Genomic DNA, 19,966 nt, shown 5'->3' on the forward strand with positions numbered 1-19,966 from the left:
TCAATGCAAACACCGAAAGTGCTCGGCGGCATCGACTTCGGCCTCATGGACCCGGAAACGTACCGGGACATGTCGGCGACGAAGGTGATCACGGCCGACACGTACGACGACGACGGCTACCCGATCGACATGGGGCTGATGGACCCGCGGCTCGGCGTCATCGACCCCGGCCTGGAGTGCCGGACCTGCGGCTCCCACTCCGGCTCCTGTAACGGTCACTTCGGCCACATCGAGCTGGCCGCGCCCGTCATCCACGTGGGCTTCACGAAGCTCATCCGGCGCCTGCTCCGCTCGACGTGCCGCGAGTGCGGCCGACTCGCCCTGGACGAGGCGCAGCGCGACGAGTTCCGCGACCGCTACGAGCGGGCGAAAGAGCTCGGCGACGACGAGCACGACGTGCTGAAGGCCGCCGTCCGGCAGGCCCGGAAGGCGTCGACGTGCCCGTTCTGCGGCGAGCCGCAGGCGGACATCAAACACGAGAAGCCGACCACCTACTACGAGGTGCAGGACGTGCTCTCGGGCGACTACTCCGAGCGGATCGCGGCCGCGATGCAGCCCGACGAGGAGGAGGACGACCCGGGGACCTCCCCGCAGGAGCTCGCCGAGAAGACCGACATCGCCTTAGACCGGATCAACGATATCATGGCCGGCGAGTTCCGCCCGCGCAAGGAGGACCGCCGGTCCATCGAGAAGGCGCTCGACGTCGACCTCACCGAGGAGGACATGAACAAGCTGATGCCCTCGGACATCCGCGACTGGTTCGAGGACATCCCGAACGAGGACTTAGAGGTCCTCGGCATCGACGCGGAGGACTCCCGACCGGAGTGGATGATCCTGACGGTCCTCCCCGTCCCGCCGGTGACCACGCGCCCCTCCATCACGCTCGATAACGGCCAGCGCTCCGAGGACGACCTCACGCACAAGCTGGTCGACATCATCCGGATCAACCAGCGGTTCATGGAGAACCGCGAGGCGGGCGCCCCGCAGCTGATCATCGAGGACCTCTGGGAGCTGCTCCAGTACCACGTCACCACGTTCGTCGACAACGAGATCAGCGGGACCCCGCCGGCGCGACACCGCTCCGGCCGCCCCCTCAAGACGCTCAGCCAGCGGCTGAAGGGGAAGGAGGGCCGCTTCCGCGGCTCGCTGTCCGGGAAGCGCGTCAACTTCTCCGCTCGGACCGTCATCTCGCCGGACCCGACCCTCTCGCTGAACGAGGTCGGCGTGCCGGACCGCGTCGCCAAGGAGATGACGCAGACGCTCAACGTCACCGAGCGCAACGTCGAGGAGGCGCGCCAGTACGTCCGGAACGGCCCGGAGGCGCACCCCGGCGCGAACTACGTCCGACGACCTGACGGGCGTCGCCTGAAGGTGACCGAGAAGAACTGCGAGGAGCTCGCCGAGAAGGTGGAGGCCGACTGGGAGGTCAACCGCCACCTCGTCGACGGCGACATCGTGATCTTCAACCGGCAGCCCTCGCTGCACCGGATGTCCATCATGGCCCACGAGGTCGTGGTGATGCCGTACAAGACGTTCCGGCTCAACACCGTCGTCTGTCCGCCGTACAACGCCGACTTCGACGGCGACGAGATGAACATGCACGCGCTCCAGAACGAGGAGGCCCGCGCCGAGGCGCGCGTCCTCATGCGCGTGCAAGAACAGATCCTCTCGCCGCGGTTCGGCGGGAACATCATCGGCGCGATCCAGGACCACATCTCCGGGACGTACCTGCTCACGCACTCGAACCCCGAGTTCACCGAGACGCAGGCGCTCGACCTGCTCCGGGCGACGCGAGTGGACGAGCTCCCCGAGGCCGACGGCGTCGACGACGACGGCCGCGACTACTGGACCGGCCGGACGCTGTTCTCCGAGCTGCTGCCCGACGACCTCACGCTGCACTTCTCGTCGTCGACCGGCGACGACGTCGTCATCGAGAACGGCCAGCTGGTCGAGGGGACGATCGACGAGGACGCGGTCGGCGCCTTCGGCGGCGAAGTCGTCGACACCCTCACCAAGGAGTACGGCGAGACGCGCTCGCGCGTGTTCATCAACGAGATCGCGTCGCTCGCGATGCGCGCGATCATGCACTTCGGCTTCTCGATCGGGATCGACGACGAGTCGATCCCGCCGGAGGCCGAAGAGCAGGTCGACGACGCGATCGAGAGCGCGTACGACCGCGTCCAGGAGCTGATCGCGACGTACGAGGCCGGCGAGCTGGAGTCGCTGCCGGGCCGCGGCGTCGACGAGACCCTGGAGATGAAGATCATGCAGACGCTCGGAAAGGCCCGCGACTCGGCCGGGGAGATCGCCGACCAGCACTTCGGCGACGACAACCCGGCGGTCGTGATGGCCCGCTCCGGCGCGCGTGGCTCGATGCTGAACCTGACGCAGATGGCCGGCTCCGTCGGTCAGCAGGCGGTCCGCGGCGAGCGGATCAACCGCGGCTACGAGGACCGGACGCTCTCTCACTACAAGGAGAACGACCTCTCCGCGGAGGCGCACGGCTTCGTCGAGAACTCCTACCGCGGCGGGCTCACGCCCGAGGAGTTCTTCTTCCACGCGATGGGGGGCCGCGAGGGGCTGGTCGACACGGCGGTCCGGACCTCCAAGTCCGGCTACCTGCAGCGCCGCCTCATCAACGCGCTCTCCGAGCTGGAGGCGCAGTACGACGGCACGGTCCGAGACACCTCGGGCCGGATCGTCCAGTTCGAGTTCGGCGAGGACGGCACCTCGCCGGTGAAGGTGTCCTCCGGCGAGGGCGACGGCATCGACGTGGACGACATCGTCGACCGCGTCGTCGACTCCGAGTTCGACTCCGACGACGAGAAGGAGCGGTTCCTCGGCGAGCGCACGCCGCCGACGAACCTGTCGGAGCACGCCGGACCCGGCCTGAACAAGGCCTCGGGGGTGGAGTCGGATGACTGAGTACGACCACGTCACCGACGACATGGAGGCGGTCGTGGAGGCGACCGAGCTGCCCAGCCGCCTCAAAGACGAGGTGTACGAGGCGCTCGAGAAGAAGGGCGAAGAGACCGGCGAGATCACGGTCGAGCAGGCCACCGAGGTCGCGACGGGCGTCGAGAACCGCTACGTCGAGACGCGCGTGGATCCGCTCGACCCCGTCGGCACCGTCTCCGCGCAGTCGATCGGCGAGCCCGGAACGCAGATGACGATGAACACGTTCCACTACGCCGGCGTCGCGGAGATCGACGTCACGCAGGGGCTCCCCCGGCTCATCGAGCTGGTGGACGCCCGGAAGACGCCGGACACGCCGATGATGACCGTCCACCTCGAGGGCGAGTACGCGACGGACCGCGAGAAGGCCCACGAGGTCGTCTGGTCCATCGAGGCGACGCGCATCCTCGCGCTCGGCGACGTGTCGACGAACGTCGCCGACATGCTGGTGCGGATCGACCTGAACGACGACACCCTGCTCGAGCGGTGGCCGACCCACTCCGATCCCTCGGAGGTCGCCGAGATCATCGCCGAGACGATCGAGGACTCGCTCGGCGTCGACACCCGGCAGTCGGGCACCGTCATCGAGTTCGGCCCCGGAGAGCCGAGCTACCGCGAGCTGCTCCAGCTCGTCGAGCGGCTCCGGGAGATAGTGTTCAAAGGGATCGAAGAGATCGAGCGCGTCGTCATCCGGAAAGAGGAGATCGACGGCGACGAGGAGTTCGTCCTCTACACCGAGGGATCGGCGTTCGGCGACACTCTCGACATCGAGGGCGTCGACGCCTCGCGCACGACGTGTAACAACATCCACGAGATCTACCGCAACCTCGGCGTCGAGGCGGCCCGCGAGACGATCATCGACGAGACGAAGAACACGCTCGAAGAGCAGGGGCTCGACGACGTGAACGTCCGCCACCTGATGCTCGTGGCGGACATGATGACGACCAACGGCGAGATCGACTCGATCGGCCGCCACGGCATCTCGGGATCGAAGGACTCCGTGCTCGCGCGCGCGGCGTTCGAGGTGACGGTCAACCACCTGCTCGACGCCGCGATCCACGGCGAGTACGACGAACTCGACGGCGTCATCGAGAACGTCATCGCCGGCAAGCCGATCTCGCTCGGCACCGGCGACGTCGACCTCCGGATGGGGTCGCGCGTCGTGGGCGACGACTGATGTACGTCGAGCTCTCCGACGAGGCGCGGCGCTACATCGGTCGGTTCGACGAGCTGACCGGGGTCGCGCCGAAGGACTGCCTCGTGGAGGGCGACCGGCTCGTGTTCCTCGTGCCGGCCGGCGAGATGGCCGCCGCGATCGGACAGGCGGGCGAGACCGTCGAGGAGGCGGAGCGGCGGCTGGGCAAGTCGGTCGAGCTGGTGGAGGACGCGGACACGCCGGAGGCGTTCGTCTCGAGCGCGCTCGCGCCCGCGGCGGTCAACGCCGTGACCATCTCCGAGCAGAACGACCGCGTCGCGTACGTCGAGGTGCCGGAGCCGGACCGCGGCGTCGCCATCGGCGCCGACGGGACCAACATCGAGACGGCACGGACGCTGGCCAAGCGCCACCACGACATCGACGACGTGCAGCTGACGTAGGTCGCGATCCCGCGTCTAGCCGTCCGCGAACGTACGTTCCGTATCCGGGGATCCGCGCGCTTTTGACCGCGGCTCCGTTTTGTGACCCATGAACCGCAGACGCCTCCTCGCGAGCCTCGGGACCGCAGTCGCGGTCGGGAGCGCCGGCTGTTCCGACGACGACGGTGACGGGTCCGGCAACCCGACCGACGACGGGTCCGACCGCCCGTTCATCGACGCGAACTGGCGCGACGGCGACGCGCTCGCGCTCGACGCGCTCGCCGAGTCCCACGTCGACGCGTTCGTCGACGCGGGCGGCTTCACCCTGTTCTCGACGGCCGAGACGAGTCACGACGGCGACGCGGATCCGACGCCGTGGCTCCCGTCGCAGGTGTACGAATCGGGCTACGACCTCGAGAACGGTCGCCAGTACGTGAGACAGGAGCTGACGGAGACGGAAGAGCCGGACGTCACGGAGCTGTACATCGCCGGCGACGAACTGCTGTTCCGACGGCAGACCGACGGCGAGACGCAGTACGACCGCCAGTCGGTGGACCGCTCGGAGGGCGACCTCGAGGAGGCGATGCGACAGGAGGCGCTGACGGGGATCCGCGTCGAGGGGGAGACGGAGACCGGCGAGACGCAGTACGAGGGACTGAACCGCTGGAACATGGCGAGCGACGGGGCGGGCGAAGTCCGCGGCGAGACGACCGCCCGGTTCACCGCCGACGAGTTCGACGGCGACCGGAACATCCCCGAGACCGTCGAGACCGCGTCCGCGACGGCGCACGTGTACGAAGCCGGCGTCGTCCCGCGGCTGGAACAGTCGTGGGCCGGCGGACACGACGGGGGAGAAGCGACCGTCGACATCGACATCGACTACCGCGATCCCGGGGCGGAGATCCCCGAACCCGACTGGGTCGCCGACGCCCGCGAGGCGACGAGCGAGTGATGACGACCGGGGGCGACGGCGACTCGCGGTCGGCGGCGAACGACGGGCGCTCGCGACGGCTTACCGTCTCAGCGGAGACGAGCGGCGGTCGTTTCGAATCCGCTCGTGGAGAGAAACACTCTCAGAACGGACGAGAGGTACCGCTCGGGCGATCTGAGGGCGTTTCGCCGCGTCGAAAGACGACGCTTAAGTAGCTCCGTTCGGAAGTAGACGTACGATGGCGAACGGCAAATACGCGGCCCGTAAGCTCAAACAGGACCGGCAGAAGCGCCGCTGGTCCGACTCCGAGTACGCTCGGCGAGAGCGCGGGCTCAAGAAGAAGTCCGACCCCCTCGAGGGCGCCCCGCAGGCTCGCGGGATCGTCCTGGAGAAGGTCGGAATCGAAGCAAAGCAGCCGAACTCGGCGATCCGAAAGTGCGTCCGCGTCCAGCTCATCAAGAACGGGAAGCAGGTCACCGCGTTCTGTCCCGGTGACGGCGCCATCTCGTTCATCGACGAGCACGACGAGGTCACGATCGCCGGGATCGGCGGGGCTAAGGGTCGCGCGATGGGCGACCTCTCCGGTGTCAACTACAAAGTCGAGAAGGTCAACGGCGTCTCCATGATCGAACTGGTTCGCGGAAACGCGGAGAAGCCCGTCAGATGAGCGGCGAGGAGACCGAGGCGCCGTCCGACGAGGACGTCGCCGCCGACGAACCGGATCCGGACGCGCCCGCGTCCAGCGAGGCCGCCAACGAGAACGCCAAGCTGTTCGGCGTCTGGGACGTCACCGAGATCGCCTACGAGGACCCCTCGACGAAACGCTACATGACCGTGACGCCCATCGCCCACACGATGGGGCGCCACGCGTCGAAGCAGTTCAAGAAGTCCGAGATCTCCCTGGTCGAGCGGCTGATCAACCGCCTGATGCAGACCGACGAGAACACGGGCAAGAAGCAGCAGGCGACGCGGATCGTCCGCGACGCCTTCGACATCGTCCACGAACGGACCGAGGAGAACCCGGTGCAGGTCCTCGTTCGCGCGGTCGAGAACGCCGCGCCGCGGGAGGAGACCGTCCGCCTGAAGTACGGCGGCATCTCCGTCCCCAAGGCGGTCGACGTCGCGCCCCAGCGCCGCGTCGACCAAGCGCTGCTGTTCATCTCTGACGGCGTCGCCAGCGCGACGTACAAGTCGAGCACCGCCGCCGCCGAGGCGCTCGCCAACGAGCTTACGACCGCTGCCGACTACGACGCCGACCGCTCCTACTCCATCTCGCAGAAGGAGGAGCGCGAGCGCGTCGCCGCCGCGGCCCGCTAACGAGGCGGACCTCGGCGAGCCGACCGGCGCCGAGCGATTCTCTCTCCGTGCCCCCCGAGCGACAGCCTCGTCCGGACCGCGAAGGCTCTGACTCCTGACTCCCGGCGCCTCGTGTCACAGGTCCCGGCGAGCCTGCGGGTCTGGCAATATTTACTTGTGGGTCCTCCGGAAACACGCTCGCCGTATGGCAAACGCGCTGATGCAGTCCTGGCGGCGGTACCGCGAGGTACCGATCGTGTATCGCATCGGACTGGCGTTCGTGCTCGGTTCGGTGTTCGGGCTCGTCGTGGGGCAGCCGGCGACGGTGCTCCAGCCGCTCGGCGACCTGTTCGTGAACCTGCTGAGCATGCTGATCGTCCCGATCGTCGTGTTCACGCTGCTGATGGGGGCGCGGCGGCTCTCGCCGAGCAACCTCGGGAAGATCGGCGGGCAGGTGGTCGGGTTGTACGCGCTCACCTCGGCCGCGGCGGTCGGGTTCGGACTGCTAGTCGCGAACCTCATCGATCCGGGAGCCAACCTCGAACTGGGCGACGCGGAAGCACAGACCGCAGAGGCGCCCGACATCGTCGAGGTGCTCCTCGGGATCGTTCCCGAGAACCCGATCGGCGCGATGGCGGCCGGGGACATTCTCCCGACGATCTTCTTCGTCATCGTGTTCGGACTCGCGCTGGCGCTCGTCGAGCAGTCCACCGACTCGGCCGACATCCGCGAGGGCGTCGAATCGTTCTACAACTTGGCTGAGGCGGGCGCAGAGGCGATGTTCAAGGTCGTCTGGGGCGTGATGGAGTACGGCGTGATCGGCGTGTTCGCGTTGATGGCGGCGGTGTTCGGCGAAGCCGGCGTCGACGCGATCGTCCCGTTCGCCCTGCTTATCGCCACACTAGCGATCGCCGTCGCCGCGCACATCGCGGTCGTCCACCTCGGGGTCATCGTGCGGCTGCTCGCCGGACAGTCGCCAACAGCCTTTCTCGCCGGGGGACGCGACGCGCTGATCACCGCGCTGTCGATCCGCTCGTCGAGCGGGACGCTTCCGGTGACGATGGCGAACGCCGAGGACAACTTCCACATCGACGAAGGGGTCTACAGCTTCTCGTTGCCGCTTGGCGCGACGATCAACATGGACGGCACCGCTCTCTACCAGGGCGTGGCCGCGGTCTTCGCCGCGAATCTCGTCGGCGTACAACTGTCCATCGCCGAACAGGTGACCGTCGTCCTCGTGGCGGTGCTGGCGAGCGTCGGGGCGGCGGGCGTGCCGGGGACCGGGCTCATCATGTTGACGCTCGTGTTGACGCAGCTCGGACTGCCGCTCGAAGTCGTCGGGTTCGTCGCCGGCGTCGACCCGATCCTGGATCGGCTGCGGACGATGACCAACATCAGCGGCGATCTGGCGGTCACCACGATCGTCGCGAAGTGGAACGACGCGGTCGACTTCACGCGGGGCGCGTGGGTCGGGAAGAGCGATGACCTCGGCGTCGCCGCCGGCGACGATTAAAAACGGAGTAAGCTGGGACGATCGGCGTCGGCGGTCGCCTCAGTCGTCGGCCGGCGCCGCGCCGGAGCCGTCGTCGACGTGCTGCTGTTTGACCCACGAGAGCTTGCCGCCGGCGGCGAGGATGTCGCGCTCGCGCTCGGAGGCGTCGAGGTCGGCGGTGAACTCCCACTCGCCGTTGACGCTCACGGTGAACTCCTCCTGCCCGGAGGAGACGCCCGCGGGCACGTCGTCGACGATCTCGAGGTCGTCGCCCTGCTCGATCTCCTCGTACGTCTCCGCGTCGATCGCCAGCGGGACGATGCCGAAGTTGAACAGGTTCGCCTTGTGGATACGGGCGAAGCTCTGCGCGAAGACCGCCTCGATGCCGAGGTACATCGGACAGAGGGCGGCGTGCTCGCGGGAAGAGCCCTGCCCGTAGTTCTCGCCGGCGACGAGGACGCCGCCGTCGGCGTCGAGCGCGCGCTGCGCGAACGTGTCGTCGACGCGCGAGAGCGTGAACTCGGAGAGCTTCTCGATGTTCGAGCGGAACTTCAGGATGTCCGCCGTCGCCGGGATGATGTGGTCGGTGGTGATGTTGTCCTCCATCTTGAGGAGCGCCTCACCGCCGTCCACGTCGATCCCGTCCTTGAGCGGCACGTCGCCGATGTTCGGGCCCTTGACGAGACCGTCGTCGATCGCCTCATCGGGCGAGATGATGTCGGAGTCGGACTCACCCATGCCGGGGCCGTACTTCGTCCCCATTTCCAGGCCGGGCTCCTCGAGGTCGCCGAGGTCGTCCGCGAGGTCGCGCGGGTCGACGATCTCGCCGGTGATGGCCGCCGCGGTGGCGACCTCGGGCGAGCAGAGGAAGACGGAGTCGTCCTCGATGCCCGAGCGGCCCTCGAAGTTGCGGTTGAAGGTGCGCAGCGAGACGGAGTCGGAGGCGGGCACGTGACCGATGCCGATACACGCGCCGCAGGTCGCCTCGGAGAAGTTGACGCCGGCCGCCATCATCTCCGCGGTCCAGCCCTCGCGGGCCAGCATCTCGGACGCCTGCTTGGAGCCGGGCGCGACGATCATCTCGGTGCTCTTGGACACCTCGCGTCCCTCCAGCATCTTCGCGCTGGGGAGGATGTCCTCGTAGGCGCCGTTGGTACAGGAGCCGATGATGACCTGCTCGACGTCGGTGCCCTCGTACTCGCTGACGGGGGCGACGTTGTCGGGCATCGACGGGGCGGCGACGAGCGGTTCGAGGTCGGAGAGGTCGACCTCGATCGTCTCCGCGTACTCCGCGTCGTCGTCGGGCTGGAGGTCGACGTACTCCTCTTCGCGGTCCTGACGGGAGAGCCAGTCTTTCGTCTTCTCGTCGGTCGCGAAAATGGAGGAGGTGGCGCCGAGCTCGGTGCCGAGGTTGGTGATCGTGGTCCGCTCGGGGATCGAGAGGTTCTCGGCGCCAGGGCCGGTGTACTCGAAGATCTTGCCGACGCCGCCCTTGACCGTCAGATCGCCGAGGAGGTGGAGCGCGATGTCCTTCGCGGTCGCCCACTCGGGGAGCTCGCCCTCGAGGTGGACGTTGACGACCTCGGGCATCTCGACGTAGTAGGGGCCGCCGCCCATCGCGACGGCGATGTCGAGCCCGCCGGCGCCGATCGCGAGCTGGCCGAGCCCGCCGGGGGTCGGCGTGTGCGAGTCGGAGCCGAGCAGCGTCTTGCCGGGCGCCGCGAAGTTCTCCTTGTGGACCTGGTGGCAGATGCCGTTGCCGGGCCGCGAGAAGTAGGCCCCGTACGTGCCGGCCGCGGAGCGGAGGAACCGGTGGTCGTCGGTGTTCTTGAAGTCGAACTGGTACGTCTGGTGGTCGCAGTACTGCGCGGCGAGCTCCGTCTTGATCTCGTCCATCTCCAGCGCCTCGAACTGGAGCCACACCATCGTCCCCGTCGTGTCCTGCGTCAGCACTTGGTCGATCTCGATGCCGATCTCCTCGCCGGGCGTCAGCTCGCCCTCGACGAGGTGGTCACCGAGGATCTTCTCCGTAATCGTGTGTCCCATATCATCCGCACGTCGCTCTCCCGTGGATATAAAACCCGCGAGTTTCCCGAAAGATCGACCGTGTAAGATCCGTCTGACCGGCAATTCTTGGCGGGAGATCGGCGGGATACCGTTCCCCGTGAGAGCGGTACTCTTGACATCCTCCCCGCCCTAAAGGGCGAGGATTCCACGAAGTGGATATTCAGGCTGCGCGTTTCCTCGGGGTTCAAGTACGCTTTCGCGTGACCCGTCGAAGGTTGCCACCGAGTTGTGACCAACGGTGTGCGTTACAGCACGTATAGCCCTGTCAATGGGGCCTTCCTCCCCGCATACAGCGAGCATCAACGACGGCTGGCTATTCAACCAGCGAGGTAGCACGGTTCGCCTCGCCCGAAGCGTTAGCCCGTGCATGGTTCACCCTCCCGTTGTGCAATGTTCTCCGAAGCGTTCAGGTCGGCGTGTCGTCCACGACTACATTCCGAACACGAAAAGTGGTCGCCATCACGATTGCCCATCGAACCACACACCGAACACCGCTGACTGGTATGGTGTGGATCGACTTTTTCGACGCGGATACCAGCGCGTTCGGCTTTGTACGTGATGAAATGTTGAAGTTGGTGGAAATGCCACGAGTGGACACCCGACCACGAACTGTTCTCACGGATACCTTCGAGATCTTCCATCCGAATGACAGGGTTCTCGAACTGGTCCGCGAACGTGATGAGGCGACGGGAGAGTTTGTGGTTCAAGTCCTTAATCCGACGCTGTTCTTTGTCACCCACGCGGTTACGTGCGCGAAGCGCACCCGCTTCCGAAAGCGAATCGCGTAGGGAACGATATTTGCGTCGAACGTACTTCGCCTCACCACCAGACACCAGCATCGACTCACCTTCGCCGTGGGCCGTCACAGCGAGGATGTGACGTTCGCCAATATCGACACCGATGGGTGTTTCACCCGACATGTCGGCATCGTACTCGATGTTGAACGTACAGTACCAGTCTTCGCCACGACGGTAGACCTGTAGGCGAGTCTTGTCGGCGTCTCCCTCGACCAGTCTGTCTACGGGGCCTGAAATATCGTCGTACACCTCTATCGGTGTGTACCACCATTGGGAGACGCATGGGAAACCGACTACGACCGTGCCGTTCTCGGTGGTGTCGATTTCCCAATTCTGGTTGTTGACGGCGAACGGTTGACTCTCTCGGTATCGAACCTCTCCGTCCTTGCTGTGGTCGGATTTTGCCTCTCGGATGGCTTGGTTCTGGATAGCCGAGTAGAGATTGTTGTCGATGCTGGCTGTGGTCACGGATTTCCCGAAGTCGCCGTTCTCCCATCCGTCGATACAGAATTGCTTGGTGTCACGGTAGAGTCGAGTGGCGTGTTGCCACTCTTTCCGCCGTGAGAGGGATGGGTTGTGGAACTTCGCGGTGACAGTCACCGTGTCCATTACGCTTGTAAATATATATGTCCGATTAAGTATCTGTTGGAATATCAGGCCGTGCTATCGAATGTAGTTAGTGGAGGTGTTGTTGGATTCATCCCCACCCTGAAGGGCGGGGCTTTCTCCTTGACTCTCCGTAACGAGTGTATAAGGCTCATAAAGGCCGTTATCGGCCGAACTATCTGGATCCCACGTCGGCGGCGACTGGGCCGGGCCGCGTCGCGACCGGGTGCGACACCGTTTAGTCTCGCCCGCGGATTCGGTCGGGCATGTTCGACTCGGGAGCGACGGTCGCGGCGGCGCTGGAAGCCGGCGACGCCGACCTCGACGACGCGCAGCGACAGCCGAACGGCGTCGACCTCACGGTCGGAGAGGTCTTCGAGCAGACGGCGCCCGGACGGATCGGCCGCGACGGGAAACGCGTCGGCGAGCGTGAGCCGGTACCGCTCGAAGACGGCGTCTACCGGCTGGAGCCGGGAACGTACGTGGTCCGGTACGGGGAGCCGGTGCGGATACCGAGCGAGCGGGTCGGGTTCGTGCTCCCGCGGTCGACGCTGCTGCGGAACTCCTGTACCCTCGACACCGCCGTCTGGGACGCCGGCTACGAGGGCGTCGGCGAGGGCCGCCTCGACGTGGGCCACGCTCTCGAGATCGAGCCCGGCGCGCGGATCGCCCAGTTGGTTCTCGCCGCCGCCGATCACGACGGAGCGTACGAGGGGTCGTATCAGGGGGAAAATCTCTGAGAGCGTCGGGGGAGGACCGCTGAGAATATCAGGGGAGGACCGCTGAAAAACGGGCGCGGAGTTGGCGACGCTCGCACGCGCCGGGGGCGCCGGGGGCGCGGCCGCGGAAGACGGTCTTCGCTCGCCGACATGAGGCCGTCGCTCATCGATACCAAAGGACGAACGGCACGCCCGTGCCGGGAAAAGGTGGCACAGGCGTGCCGTTCAGTAGGTCCCCGCTGACGCTTCGGCCCTCCAAGCGAAGCGTCAATCGAGATAAGCAGTGGAACGCACTTAAGGGTAGCGGGGGCGGCAGGGCTATCGGATTCGGATCCAGTGAAGTCGACAGGAGAATCGGCCGACGCGAGCGACCTACCGCCTCGCCGGATGGTCGTCGCGGAGCCGGGACTGCCCCTCGCCGAGCAGCCGCTCGCGGAGGGTGCCGTCGCCGCGGGGAGCGTCGCCGGCGTCGTCCGGGTCCGGAACGAGTCCGCGCTCGCGGAGCTCCGGGACGACGAGGTCAACGAAGTCCGTCAGCGAGTCGGGGCGGACGACCTCCTTCACGTTGAATCCGTGGACGCCGACCTCCTCGTGCCAGTACGCCAACTCGTCGGCGACCACCTCGGGGGTACCGACGATCTTCGGTGAAGTGGTGCCGAGCCCGCAGAACTCCGCGACCTCGCGGACCGTCCACTCGCGGTCCGGCTGCGCCTTCGTGAACGCGTTCATCGTCCCCTGTATCGCGTCCGTCTCGATGTGCTCGACCTTCTGGTCGGGGTCGAGCTCCGAAAGGTCCATGTCGAGGAAGCCGGAGAGGAGCGCGAGCGTCGCCTCGACGTCGACGTGGCGCGTGTACTCCTCGTGCTTCGCCTCCGCTATCGCCTGCGTCTCGCCGACGACGGGGACGACGCCGATGAAGAACTTCAGGCTCTCGGGGTCGCGGCCGTGGTCGGCCGCGCGCGATTTCACGTCGGCCATGTACTCGCGAACGCCCTCCTCGGTCGGCTGGCTGGCGAAGACGGCCTCGGCGTTCGCGGCCGCGAACTCCCGGCCACGGTCGGAGGAGCCGGCCTGATACACGACCGGGGTCCGCTGCGGCGAGGGCTCGCAGCCGTGGGGGCCGGGCACGGAGAAGTGCTCCCCCTCGTGGGCGATCGCAGACACCTTCTCGGGGTCGGTGTAGCGCCCGGCCTCGCGGTCGACCTCGACCGCGTCGTCGTCCCACGACTCCTCCCACAGCTTGTAGCAGACGTCGAGGAACTCGTCGGCGCGGTCGTAACGCGTCTGCTTGTCCATCCGCTCCGAGAGCCCGAGGTTTTCGGCGGCCGACTGGAGGTAGGAGGTGACGACGTTGATCGCGATCCGCCCGTCGGTGAGGTGATCGAGCGTGGAGAACTCCCGCGCGAGCTGGTAGGGATGGGTGTACGTCGTCGACCGCGTCACGGCGAACCCGAGGTCGTCGGTGACCTCCGCCATCGCGGGGACGACGAGCTGCGGGTCGCTCGCGGGCGTCTGGACCCCCTTCTCGACGGCCGTGTGCCGGTCGTCGCCGTACACGTCGTAGATCCCGCGCACGTCCGCGAAGAACACCGCGTCGAACCCGCCGCGCTCGGCGGTCCGGGCGACCTCGGTCCAGTACTCCCGGTCCGCGTACTCCGGCGACCGGTCGCCGGGGAAGGTCCACGACCCCGGCGAGACGTGCTCGACGGAGGCCATGGTAAAGAGGTTGAGATGCAGGTGGTCGGGCATGGACGCGGATACGGGAGGCCCCGGTAATACCCCACAGAAAGGGGCGTCACTTGTCGGCGTCGCGGACGCGGGGAGCGGCGGCGGTGAGCCCGACGGGGTGGGACGACCGTGCGGAGGGGAAGCGGCCTACGGAGACGCCGTCTCCGGCGAGGAGACGTACGCGGCGAAGTCGGAGGTCGTGATGATCCCGATGGGCGTGTCGCCGTCGACGACGGGCACGTGGTGGAACCCGTGCTCGACCATGACCGCGGCGATCGCGGAGACGGAGTCCTGCGCGCTCGCCGTGATGGGATCGCGCGTCATGTACCGCTCGACGGTCGTCTCCGCCTTCGGCTGGCTCTTCGCGACGATGTCGACGAAGTCGGTCGTGGTGAGGATGCCGACTAGGGCGCCGTCGTCGTCGACGACCAGCGCCGAGCTGATGTCGTTGTCGAGCAGCACGGCGGCCGCGTCCTCGACCAGCGTGTCCGGCGTTACCGTGTGGAGCTCGCTCGTCATCAACCGCGCGACGAACACGTCTTCGATGTCGTCCATACGTGTGAGTCCGTCGCTCGGGGTATAAGGATTCCCACAACGATCGTCCGCGACGGCTACAGGAACCGCGAGAGCCCCGACTGTCTGCGCGGCCCGTCGCCCCCGGGGTCGGCCGCCCACGCGGTCCGTTCGTCGCGGAGCCCGTCGCGGTCGACCGCCGGCGGGTCGGCGGGGTCGTACGCGTCACAGCCCGCGCCGCAGTCGCGACCCGGGTCCACCACTCGGTCGAACCGCTCGCAGTACGGGCGGCCGTCGGCGGTCCCCGTCGCGTGCGCGCATCCCGGGGGCGCCGGACGCCACCCCTTTCCGTACGCGCGCTCCGCGATCCGGCGCCGCTTGCGGGCCAACGCGTCCGGGCCGGCGAGCGCCACGTCGGTCCGGAGCGACCGCTCGTCGCGGATCTCGACGCCGGGCGCATCGGGGTCGAGGGGGGACGGCTCGCGGACCACCTCGCGCTCGCCCGTCTCCGGGTCGAACCGCCAGACTCCGACCGGGTCGGGGATCCGGTTCAAGTGCGCGCGGGTGACGTACGAGGCGGTGGCGAGAATCGCCTCGTCGAACAGGGCGAGCGCGACGTCGTACCGCAGTTGGGCCGCCAGATCGCCCGGCGTCCCGAGGTCGGGCTTGTTCTCGATCGCGGTCAGGGAACCGATCCAGTCGTCGGGGTATCTGGCGGTCGCGCGCACGACCGGGCGCCCGTCGCGGCGCTCGCGTTCGAGGTAGCCGACCTCGGCCGCGCGTTCGACGACCGCCGCCGCCCGGTCCGGCGGGAGGTCGAACGCCTCGGTCACGGGGACCGCCTCCCCGGGCCCGACCGCCGCCTCGATCGCGGGGTCCGGGATCCGCTCGGGCGCGATCGCCGCCCGCCGATCGAACTCCGGTCCGGGTTCCAGCACGCAGACGTCGACGATCCGGCCGCCGGGGTTCGTGACCCCCGCGCCGAGCTGGCGGGCGACGACCCGGTCTGTCGATTCGAGCGCGGCGCACAGGGCCAGCTCGAACCGGAACTCCATGAAAGAGGTGAGGGGCGCCGGCGAGTAAAGCGCGTCGGCGCGGGCAGGGTTCGACCACGGCGAGCGGCAGGGGAGACGGGACCGCAACGGGAAGGCGGGACCGCGACGGGAGCGGCGGGGAGACGGGACCGCGCCGCCGCGGTCGAAACCGGTATTCCCGGCCGGCGCCAACGTCGACCATGCGCCGGGTCACCCGGAACCTCCTCGTCGCCATTGCGCTGGTCATCGTCGCCCTGCTCGCGTTGGGGGCCCTGCCGAGCTACCTCGGCAGCGGCGATCCCTACTACCTGACCGCCGAGCCGATCGAGACCGACGGGCCGGCCGTGGACGCGAACAACGTCTCGGAGCGCCGGTGGCCGTTCCTGACGAGCGCGCTCGCGAGCGACGACGGTCGCTCCGACCCGTACCGGGCCGACGCGTACGGGATCAAGAAGTGGTTCACCCACACGCCGTTCGACGAGGTGGACGCGCTCGCGCGACAGACCCCAGAGGCCGCGACCGGCGACGCGGTCCGCGTGCGGTACGAGGGGACGGTTTATCGCGTGGAGGTGGTTCGCCCGTGAGCGACGACGGTGAGCGCGCGAGCGACGAGGGCGACGCGCCCCGCCGCAACGACTCGGGCCGCGACGACGCGCCCGCCGCCGACCTCCGCGACCTCCCGGCCTTTTCCGACGGTCGCAACCACTCGCTGCCGGGCGAGCCGGAGTGGCCGGTACGGGAGGTCGCCGTCGAGTACGACCCCGGCTGGTTCGTCGGGGGGTACGACCGCGTCGAGCAGCCGGACGGCTCGGAGAAGAAGTACTACTGGGCGGAGCTGTCGCCGGCGACGGTCGTGATCGCGGTCGCCGACGGCGACGTGCTGTTCGTCGAGCAGTACCGCCCGACCGTGCGGAACACCCAGCTGGAGCTGCCCGCCGGGATCGTCGAGCGCGGCGAGTCGTACACCGCGGCCGGGGCGCGCGAGCTCGCCGAGGAGACCGGCTTCGCGCCCTCGTCGACATCGCTGTTACAGGAGGTGTGGTGCTCGACGGGCGTGCTCCGGCACACGCGCGGGTACGTGTTCGCCGAGGGGCTGGAGCCGGTCGACGTCGACCACGACAGCAACGAGTTCCTCTCGCCGCGCGCGGTCCCGATCGAGGAGGCGCTGGAGGTCGCACGCGACCCGCCGACGAACGACGCGACGCTGGAGGGGCTGCTGCTCGCCGAGCGGGAGGGACTGCTGTAGGGGGAGACCGAATTTCGACGACGACGAGGGAGCGTGCGGCCCCGGAGCGAAGGCGACGAAACCCGACGAACGTCCAGTTCACGGGCGAGAAGCGGGGATATTAGTCGTCTCGGCCCCTGTCTATTACCATGAGTCAGACCTCGAAGCAGTCGGTGTTGCTGTCGGACGACCCGCCGCTCGACCTCCGTCTCTCGGAGTCGGAGCTGGAGGCGACCCGCGAGCGCGTCGTCGCGTTCATCGGGGACGTCGTCGACGACGCGGGCGCGGAGGGCGCCGTCCTCGGCCTCTCGGGCGGAGTCGATTCGACGCTGACCGCCTACCTCGCCGTCGAGGCCCTCGGCGAGGACGGGCTCCACGGGATCACGATGCCCTCGGCGGTGAACGACCCGGACGTGATGACCGACGCCGAGCGCGTCGCCCACGAGCTCGGGATCGAGTACGACGTGGTCGAGATCCAGCCGATCGCGGAGTCTTTCTTCGACGCATTCCCGGAGGCCGCGGCCGATCAGACGGCGGCCGGGAACGTGTACGTCCGGACCCGCGCGGTCCTCAATTACCTCGTCGCCAACGCGGAGAACCGGGTCGTGCTCGGGACAGGGAACCGCGCGGAGGCGATGACCGGCTACTACACGAAGTACGGCGACCAGGCGGTCGACTGCAACCCGATCGGGAACCTCTACAAACAGCAGGTCCGGCAGCTGGCGGCGCACGTCGGCGTCCCGCGCGAGCTCGTGATGCAGGAGCCGACCGCGGGGATGTGGGAGGGCCAGACCGACGCGGAGGAGATTGGCCTCGACTACGACACCGTCGACGCGATCCTCGCCGTCCACGTCGACGGCGGGCTCTCCCGGGCGGCGACGGTCCGCGAGCTCGACGTGCCCGCCGAGGCCGTCGACCGCGTCGTCGAGCTCCACGATCGCAGCGCTCACAAGCGGTCGATGCCGCCGGCTCCGGAGCGGTAAGCGGCGTCAGCGGGGACGGCGAGGGCCGGAGCGGAGAGCGGGCCGAAGCGGAGAGCGGGCCGAAGCGGAGGGAGTCGGAACGGAGAGCGGGCCGTTCAGGCGTCGTGCGCCCGTTGTTTCGTGACCTCCGCGATACCGGCGTTGGCCGAGCAGTTCGGGCACGCGTGGATCCGGCCGCGCGCGTCCGAAAACACGCGGGCGAACCGGTCGGAGACGTGCGCGTCGCAGTGTTCACACGTGGGCATGGCAGGGGCTCCCCTCGTGCGAGGTGGCGTCGTGTATCATGGTGTTCTGTGCGTGTGAGAGTTGGTCACGAACACCTAAGTGGGCTTTCCGAACTCCGGCCCAAATTACGCCCAAAACGCCGGCCGCCGGGGGACGGGGGGCGGTCAGAACGCTCGCAGGTCTTCGAGCACGGCTAGCGCGGAGCCGTCGTCAATGGCCCCGCGGGCGGCGTCGAGTCCCTCCTCGATCGAGTCGGCGTCCTCGCGGGCGTAGATCCGGAGCGCGGCGTTGACCGCGACCGCGTCGGCGAAGGCGTCGTCGCGCTCGCCGGACAGCACCTCCTCCGTGATCCGCGCGGAGTCGACGGCGACGTCGTCGACCGCGAGGTCCGCCTCTTCGAGGTCCATCCCGTACTCGGCGGTCTCGATCTCGAAGTCGTCGAACGACGCGCCCTCGCTGCCGGCCGCGTCGCCGTCGTCCGCGCTCGCTCCCTCGCCGTCGCTTCCGGGGGCCGCGTCCCACTCGGCGACCTTGGTGTAGCCGGGCCGCACGTCGTCGTACCCCTCCATGCCCTGGAACATCAGGACGCGGTCGAGGTCGTGGAACTCGCTCTCGACGAACGTGTCGACCACCTTCTTCGCGAACGCGAGGTGGTAGAAGGAGCCGAGGTGGACGGACGCGCCGGCGGGGTTCGCCAGCGTCTCGATCGTGTTGACGAACGTGCGGACCCCCATCATGTCCCGGCGGTCGAACAGGTCGTCGATCGCGGGGTTGAACGCGGGCTGGTAGTAGAAGCCGAAGCCGGTCTCGTCGACCATGTCGGCCGAGTCCGCGGGGGTCAACTCGGTGTGGACGCCGAGCTCTTCCAAGACGTGCTTGTAGGCGTCCTGCTTCTGCGTGGGGACGCGGTCGCCCGAGTGGACGACGACGGGGGTGCCCGCGGCGGCCGCGACCGCCCCGGCCGCGACGCCGAGGATCGCGGAGCGCCCCTTGCCGTCGTAGTTGGCGCCGCAGTCGACGGGGTCGGCGTCGGGTTCGGCGTACTCGACGCGCTCGCACATCACGTCGACGTACGCGCCAAGTTCCTCGGGCGTGTTCCGCTTCCAGCGGTTCGCGAGCCAGAACGCCCCGAGCGTCGTCGGGTCGGGCTCGTCCGCGAGGATGCGTTCGAACGCCTCGGTCGCCTGTGCGCGCGTCAGGTCGTCGGCCGACTTGTGGCCGGAGCCGCAGACCTCGGTCATCAGCCGCTTGAGGGGCCAGTCGCCGAACTCCTGAGTCGCCTGAGCCATACGCGTCGTTCGGGTCCTCGGACGAAAAGTCCCTCGCTCGGCTCCCGTGCGGTGGGAACCGACCGGCCGAGATCGAACCCGGCGAGAGCGGCCCCGTCAAGTGCAGGCCCGGCGAGAGCGGACCCGGCGGGTGCAGGCCCGGCGAGTGCGCGCGAGCGACGAGCCCGCCGACGCGACCGTCTCTCTCCGGTTCCGTGGTACTGAATCACACACACTAAACCACCAATCGTTGTGTTTTATCTTCTTACACTGTACATTCTAAGTACTCTATCGTCACTAGAGTTTGTAACACACCAAGATAAGCGTTAGAGTTATATGTATGTCCATCCAGTAAAGAATTGTTCCCGATGACGTCCAAATCCGTGGCCACCGCACTCACGCTGTATCGCGCCCGCACTCTGACGCTCGAACAGGCCGCCACCGTCGGCGGCTGCTCGGCGGCGGAGTTGGAGGAGAGCGCCCGGGCGTTCGCGCCGGCGCCCGGGGCGGCCCCCGCTGACGACTGACTCCTCCGCGACGACCGACGGTTCC

Annotated in this window: 19 protein-coding genes; 12 read left to right on the forward strand and 7 right to left on the reverse strand. The window is 68.0% G+C overall.

All coding sequences use genetic code 11. The features are described 5' to 3' along the window. Positions 1 to 3 precede the first annotated feature (3 nt). The 7 genes from DJ75_RS02435 (at position 4) to DJ75_RS02465 (ending at position 8,270) form a co-directional block, all read left to right on the forward strand. On the forward strand, positions 4 to 2,925 hold the full coding sequence (locus DJ75_RS02435; RefSeq protein WP_094522286.1) for a DNA-directed RNA polymerase subunit A': 2,922 nt from the start codon (positions 4 to 6) through the stop codon (positions 2,923 to 2,925). Then, a complete protein-coding gene (gene rpoA2, locus DJ75_RS02440; RefSeq protein WP_094522287.1) occupies positions 2,918 to 4,132 on the forward strand; it encodes a DNA-directed RNA polymerase subunit A'' in 1,215 nt (404 codons plus the stop codon). Before DJ75_RS02435 ends, rpoA2 begins: the two co-directional genes overlap by 8 nt. Further along, the gene (locus DJ75_RS02445) at positions 4,132 to 4,551 is read left to right on the forward strand and encodes a NusA-like transcription termination signal-binding factor (protein ID WP_094522288.1); all 420 of its coding nucleotides are present in this window, start codon (positions 4,132 to 4,134) and stop codon (positions 4,549 to 4,551) included. The genes rpoA2 and DJ75_RS02445 overlap by 1 nt, the downstream gene beginning before the upstream one ends. 88 nt (positions 4,552 to 4,639) lie before the next feature. Continuing rightward, positions 4,640 to 5,482, forward strand: coding sequence for a hypothetical protein (locus tag DJ75_RS02450; RefSeq protein WP_094522289.1), 843 nt, complete (start codon positions 4,640 to 4,642; stop codon positions 5,480 to 5,482). Positions 5,483 to 5,699: 217 nt separating this feature from the next. Continuing rightward, complete coding sequence (locus DJ75_RS02455) at positions 5,700 to 6,128, forward strand: 30S ribosomal protein S12 (RefSeq protein WP_004048726.1); 429 nt, start codon at positions 5,700 to 5,702, stop codon at positions 6,126 to 6,128. Beyond that, positions 6,125 to 6,778, forward strand: a complete 654-nt coding sequence (locus DJ75_RS02460) for a 30S ribosomal protein S7 (RefSeq protein WP_094522290.1) — start codon at positions 6,125 to 6,127, stop codon at positions 6,776 to 6,778. Before DJ75_RS02455 ends, DJ75_RS02460 begins: the two co-directional genes overlap by 4 nt. Positions 6,779 to 6,962: 184 nt before the next feature. Further along, positions 6,963 to 8,270, forward strand: a complete 1,308-nt coding sequence (locus tag DJ75_RS02465) for a dicarboxylate/amino acid:cation symporter (RefSeq protein WP_170938265.1) — start codon at positions 6,963 to 6,965, stop codon at positions 8,268 to 8,270. A gap of 39 nt (positions 8,271 to 8,309) precedes the next feature. Here the strand turns inward: DJ75_RS02465 and DJ75_RS02470 are convergent, their stop codons facing one another. Continuing rightward, positions 8,310 to 10,295, reverse strand: a complete 1,986-nt coding sequence (locus DJ75_RS02470) for an aconitate hydratase (protein WP_094522291.1) — start codon at positions 10,293 to 10,295, stop codon at positions 8,310 to 8,312. Between the two features lie 377 nt (positions 10,296 to 10,672). Next, on the reverse strand, positions 10,673 to 11,722 hold the full coding sequence (locus DJ75_RS02475; protein WP_094522292.1) for an RNA-guided endonuclease TnpB family protein: 1,050 nt from the start codon (positions 11,720 to 11,722) through the stop codon (positions 10,673 to 10,675). 263 nt (positions 11,723 to 11,985) lie between these two features. On the opposite strand from DJ75_RS02475, the gene DJ75_RS02480 reads away from it, so the two are divergent. Continuing rightward, a complete protein-coding gene (locus DJ75_RS02480) occupies positions 11,986 to 12,459 on the forward strand; it encodes a deoxyuridine 5'-triphosphate nucleotidohydrolase (RefSeq protein ID WP_094522293.1) in 474 nt (157 codons plus the stop codon). 351 nt (positions 12,460 to 12,810) lie between these two features. Here DJ75_RS02480 and DJ75_RS02485 read toward each other — a convergent pair whose 3' ends face one another. The 3 genes from DJ75_RS02485 to DJ75_RS02495 all read right to left on the reverse strand — a co-directional run bounded on the left by DJ75_RS02485 (position 12,811) and on the right by DJ75_RS02495 (position 15,734). Then, complete coding sequence (locus DJ75_RS02485; protein WP_094522294.1) at positions 12,811 to 14,187, reverse strand: LLM class flavin-dependent oxidoreductase; 1,377 nt, start codon at positions 14,185 to 14,187, stop codon at positions 12,811 to 12,813. A gap of 126 nt (positions 14,188 to 14,313) precedes the next feature. Then, entirely contained in the window at positions 14,314 to 14,721 is a 408-nt protein-coding gene (locus tag DJ75_RS02490; protein ID WP_094522295.1) for a cyclic nucleotide-binding/CBS domain-containing protein, read from the reverse strand. 56 nt (positions 14,722 to 14,777) lie between these two features. After that, a complete protein-coding gene (locus DJ75_RS02495; RefSeq protein WP_094522296.1) occupies positions 14,778 to 15,734 on the reverse strand; it encodes a DUF5787 family protein in 957 nt (318 codons plus the stop codon). A 179-nt stretch (positions 15,735 to 15,913) separates the two neighbouring features. On the opposite strand from DJ75_RS02495, the gene DJ75_RS02500 reads away from it, so the two are divergent. From DJ75_RS02500 to DJ75_RS02510, 3 genes are all read left to right on the forward strand, one after another. Then, entirely contained in the window at positions 15,914 to 16,297 is a 384-nt protein-coding gene (locus tag DJ75_RS02500; protein ID WP_094522297.1) for a hypothetical protein, read from the forward strand. Then, entirely contained in the window at positions 16,294 to 16,959 is a 666-nt protein-coding gene (locus tag DJ75_RS02505) for an NUDIX hydrolase (protein ID WP_394338268.1), read from the forward strand. Before DJ75_RS02500 ends, DJ75_RS02505 begins: the two co-directional genes overlap by 4 nt. A 128-nt stretch (positions 16,960 to 17,087) precedes the next feature. Further along, positions 17,088 to 17,921, forward strand: a complete 834-nt coding sequence (locus DJ75_RS02510; protein ID WP_094522298.1) for an NAD+ synthase — start codon at positions 17,088 to 17,090, stop codon at positions 17,919 to 17,921. A gap of 95 nt (positions 17,922 to 18,016) precedes the next feature. Here DJ75_RS02510 and DJ75_RS18455 read toward each other — a convergent pair whose 3' ends face one another. Together DJ75_RS18455 and DJ75_RS02515 are read right to left on the reverse strand one after the other, a co-directional pair. Further along, the gene (locus DJ75_RS18455) at positions 18,017 to 18,166 is read right to left on the reverse strand and encodes a hypothetical protein (protein WP_170938266.1); all 150 of its coding nucleotides are present in this window, start codon (positions 18,164 to 18,166) and stop codon (positions 18,017 to 18,019) included. A 144-nt stretch (positions 18,167 to 18,310) separates the two neighbouring features. Further along, positions 18,311 to 19,435 (reverse strand): anthranilate phosphoribosyltransferase, encoded by a 1,125-nt coding sequence (locus tag DJ75_RS02515; protein WP_094522299.1) that lies wholly within the window; start codon positions 19,433 to 19,435, stop codon positions 18,311 to 18,313. 347 nt (positions 19,436 to 19,782) lie between these two features. Here DJ75_RS02515 and DJ75_RS18460 point away from each other — a divergent pair, with 347 nt between their 5' ends. Next, entirely contained in the window at positions 19,783 to 19,941 is a 159-nt protein-coding gene (locus DJ75_RS18460; RefSeq protein WP_170938267.1) for a hypothetical protein, read from the forward strand. The last annotated feature ends 25 nt before the right edge of the window (positions 19,942 to 19,966 follow it).

Origin of the sequence: Halorubrum sp. Eb13, assembly GCF_002252895.1 — an archaeon.
Classification (GTDB): Archaea; Halobacteriota; Halobacteria; order Halobacteriales; family Haloferacaceae; genus Halorubrum.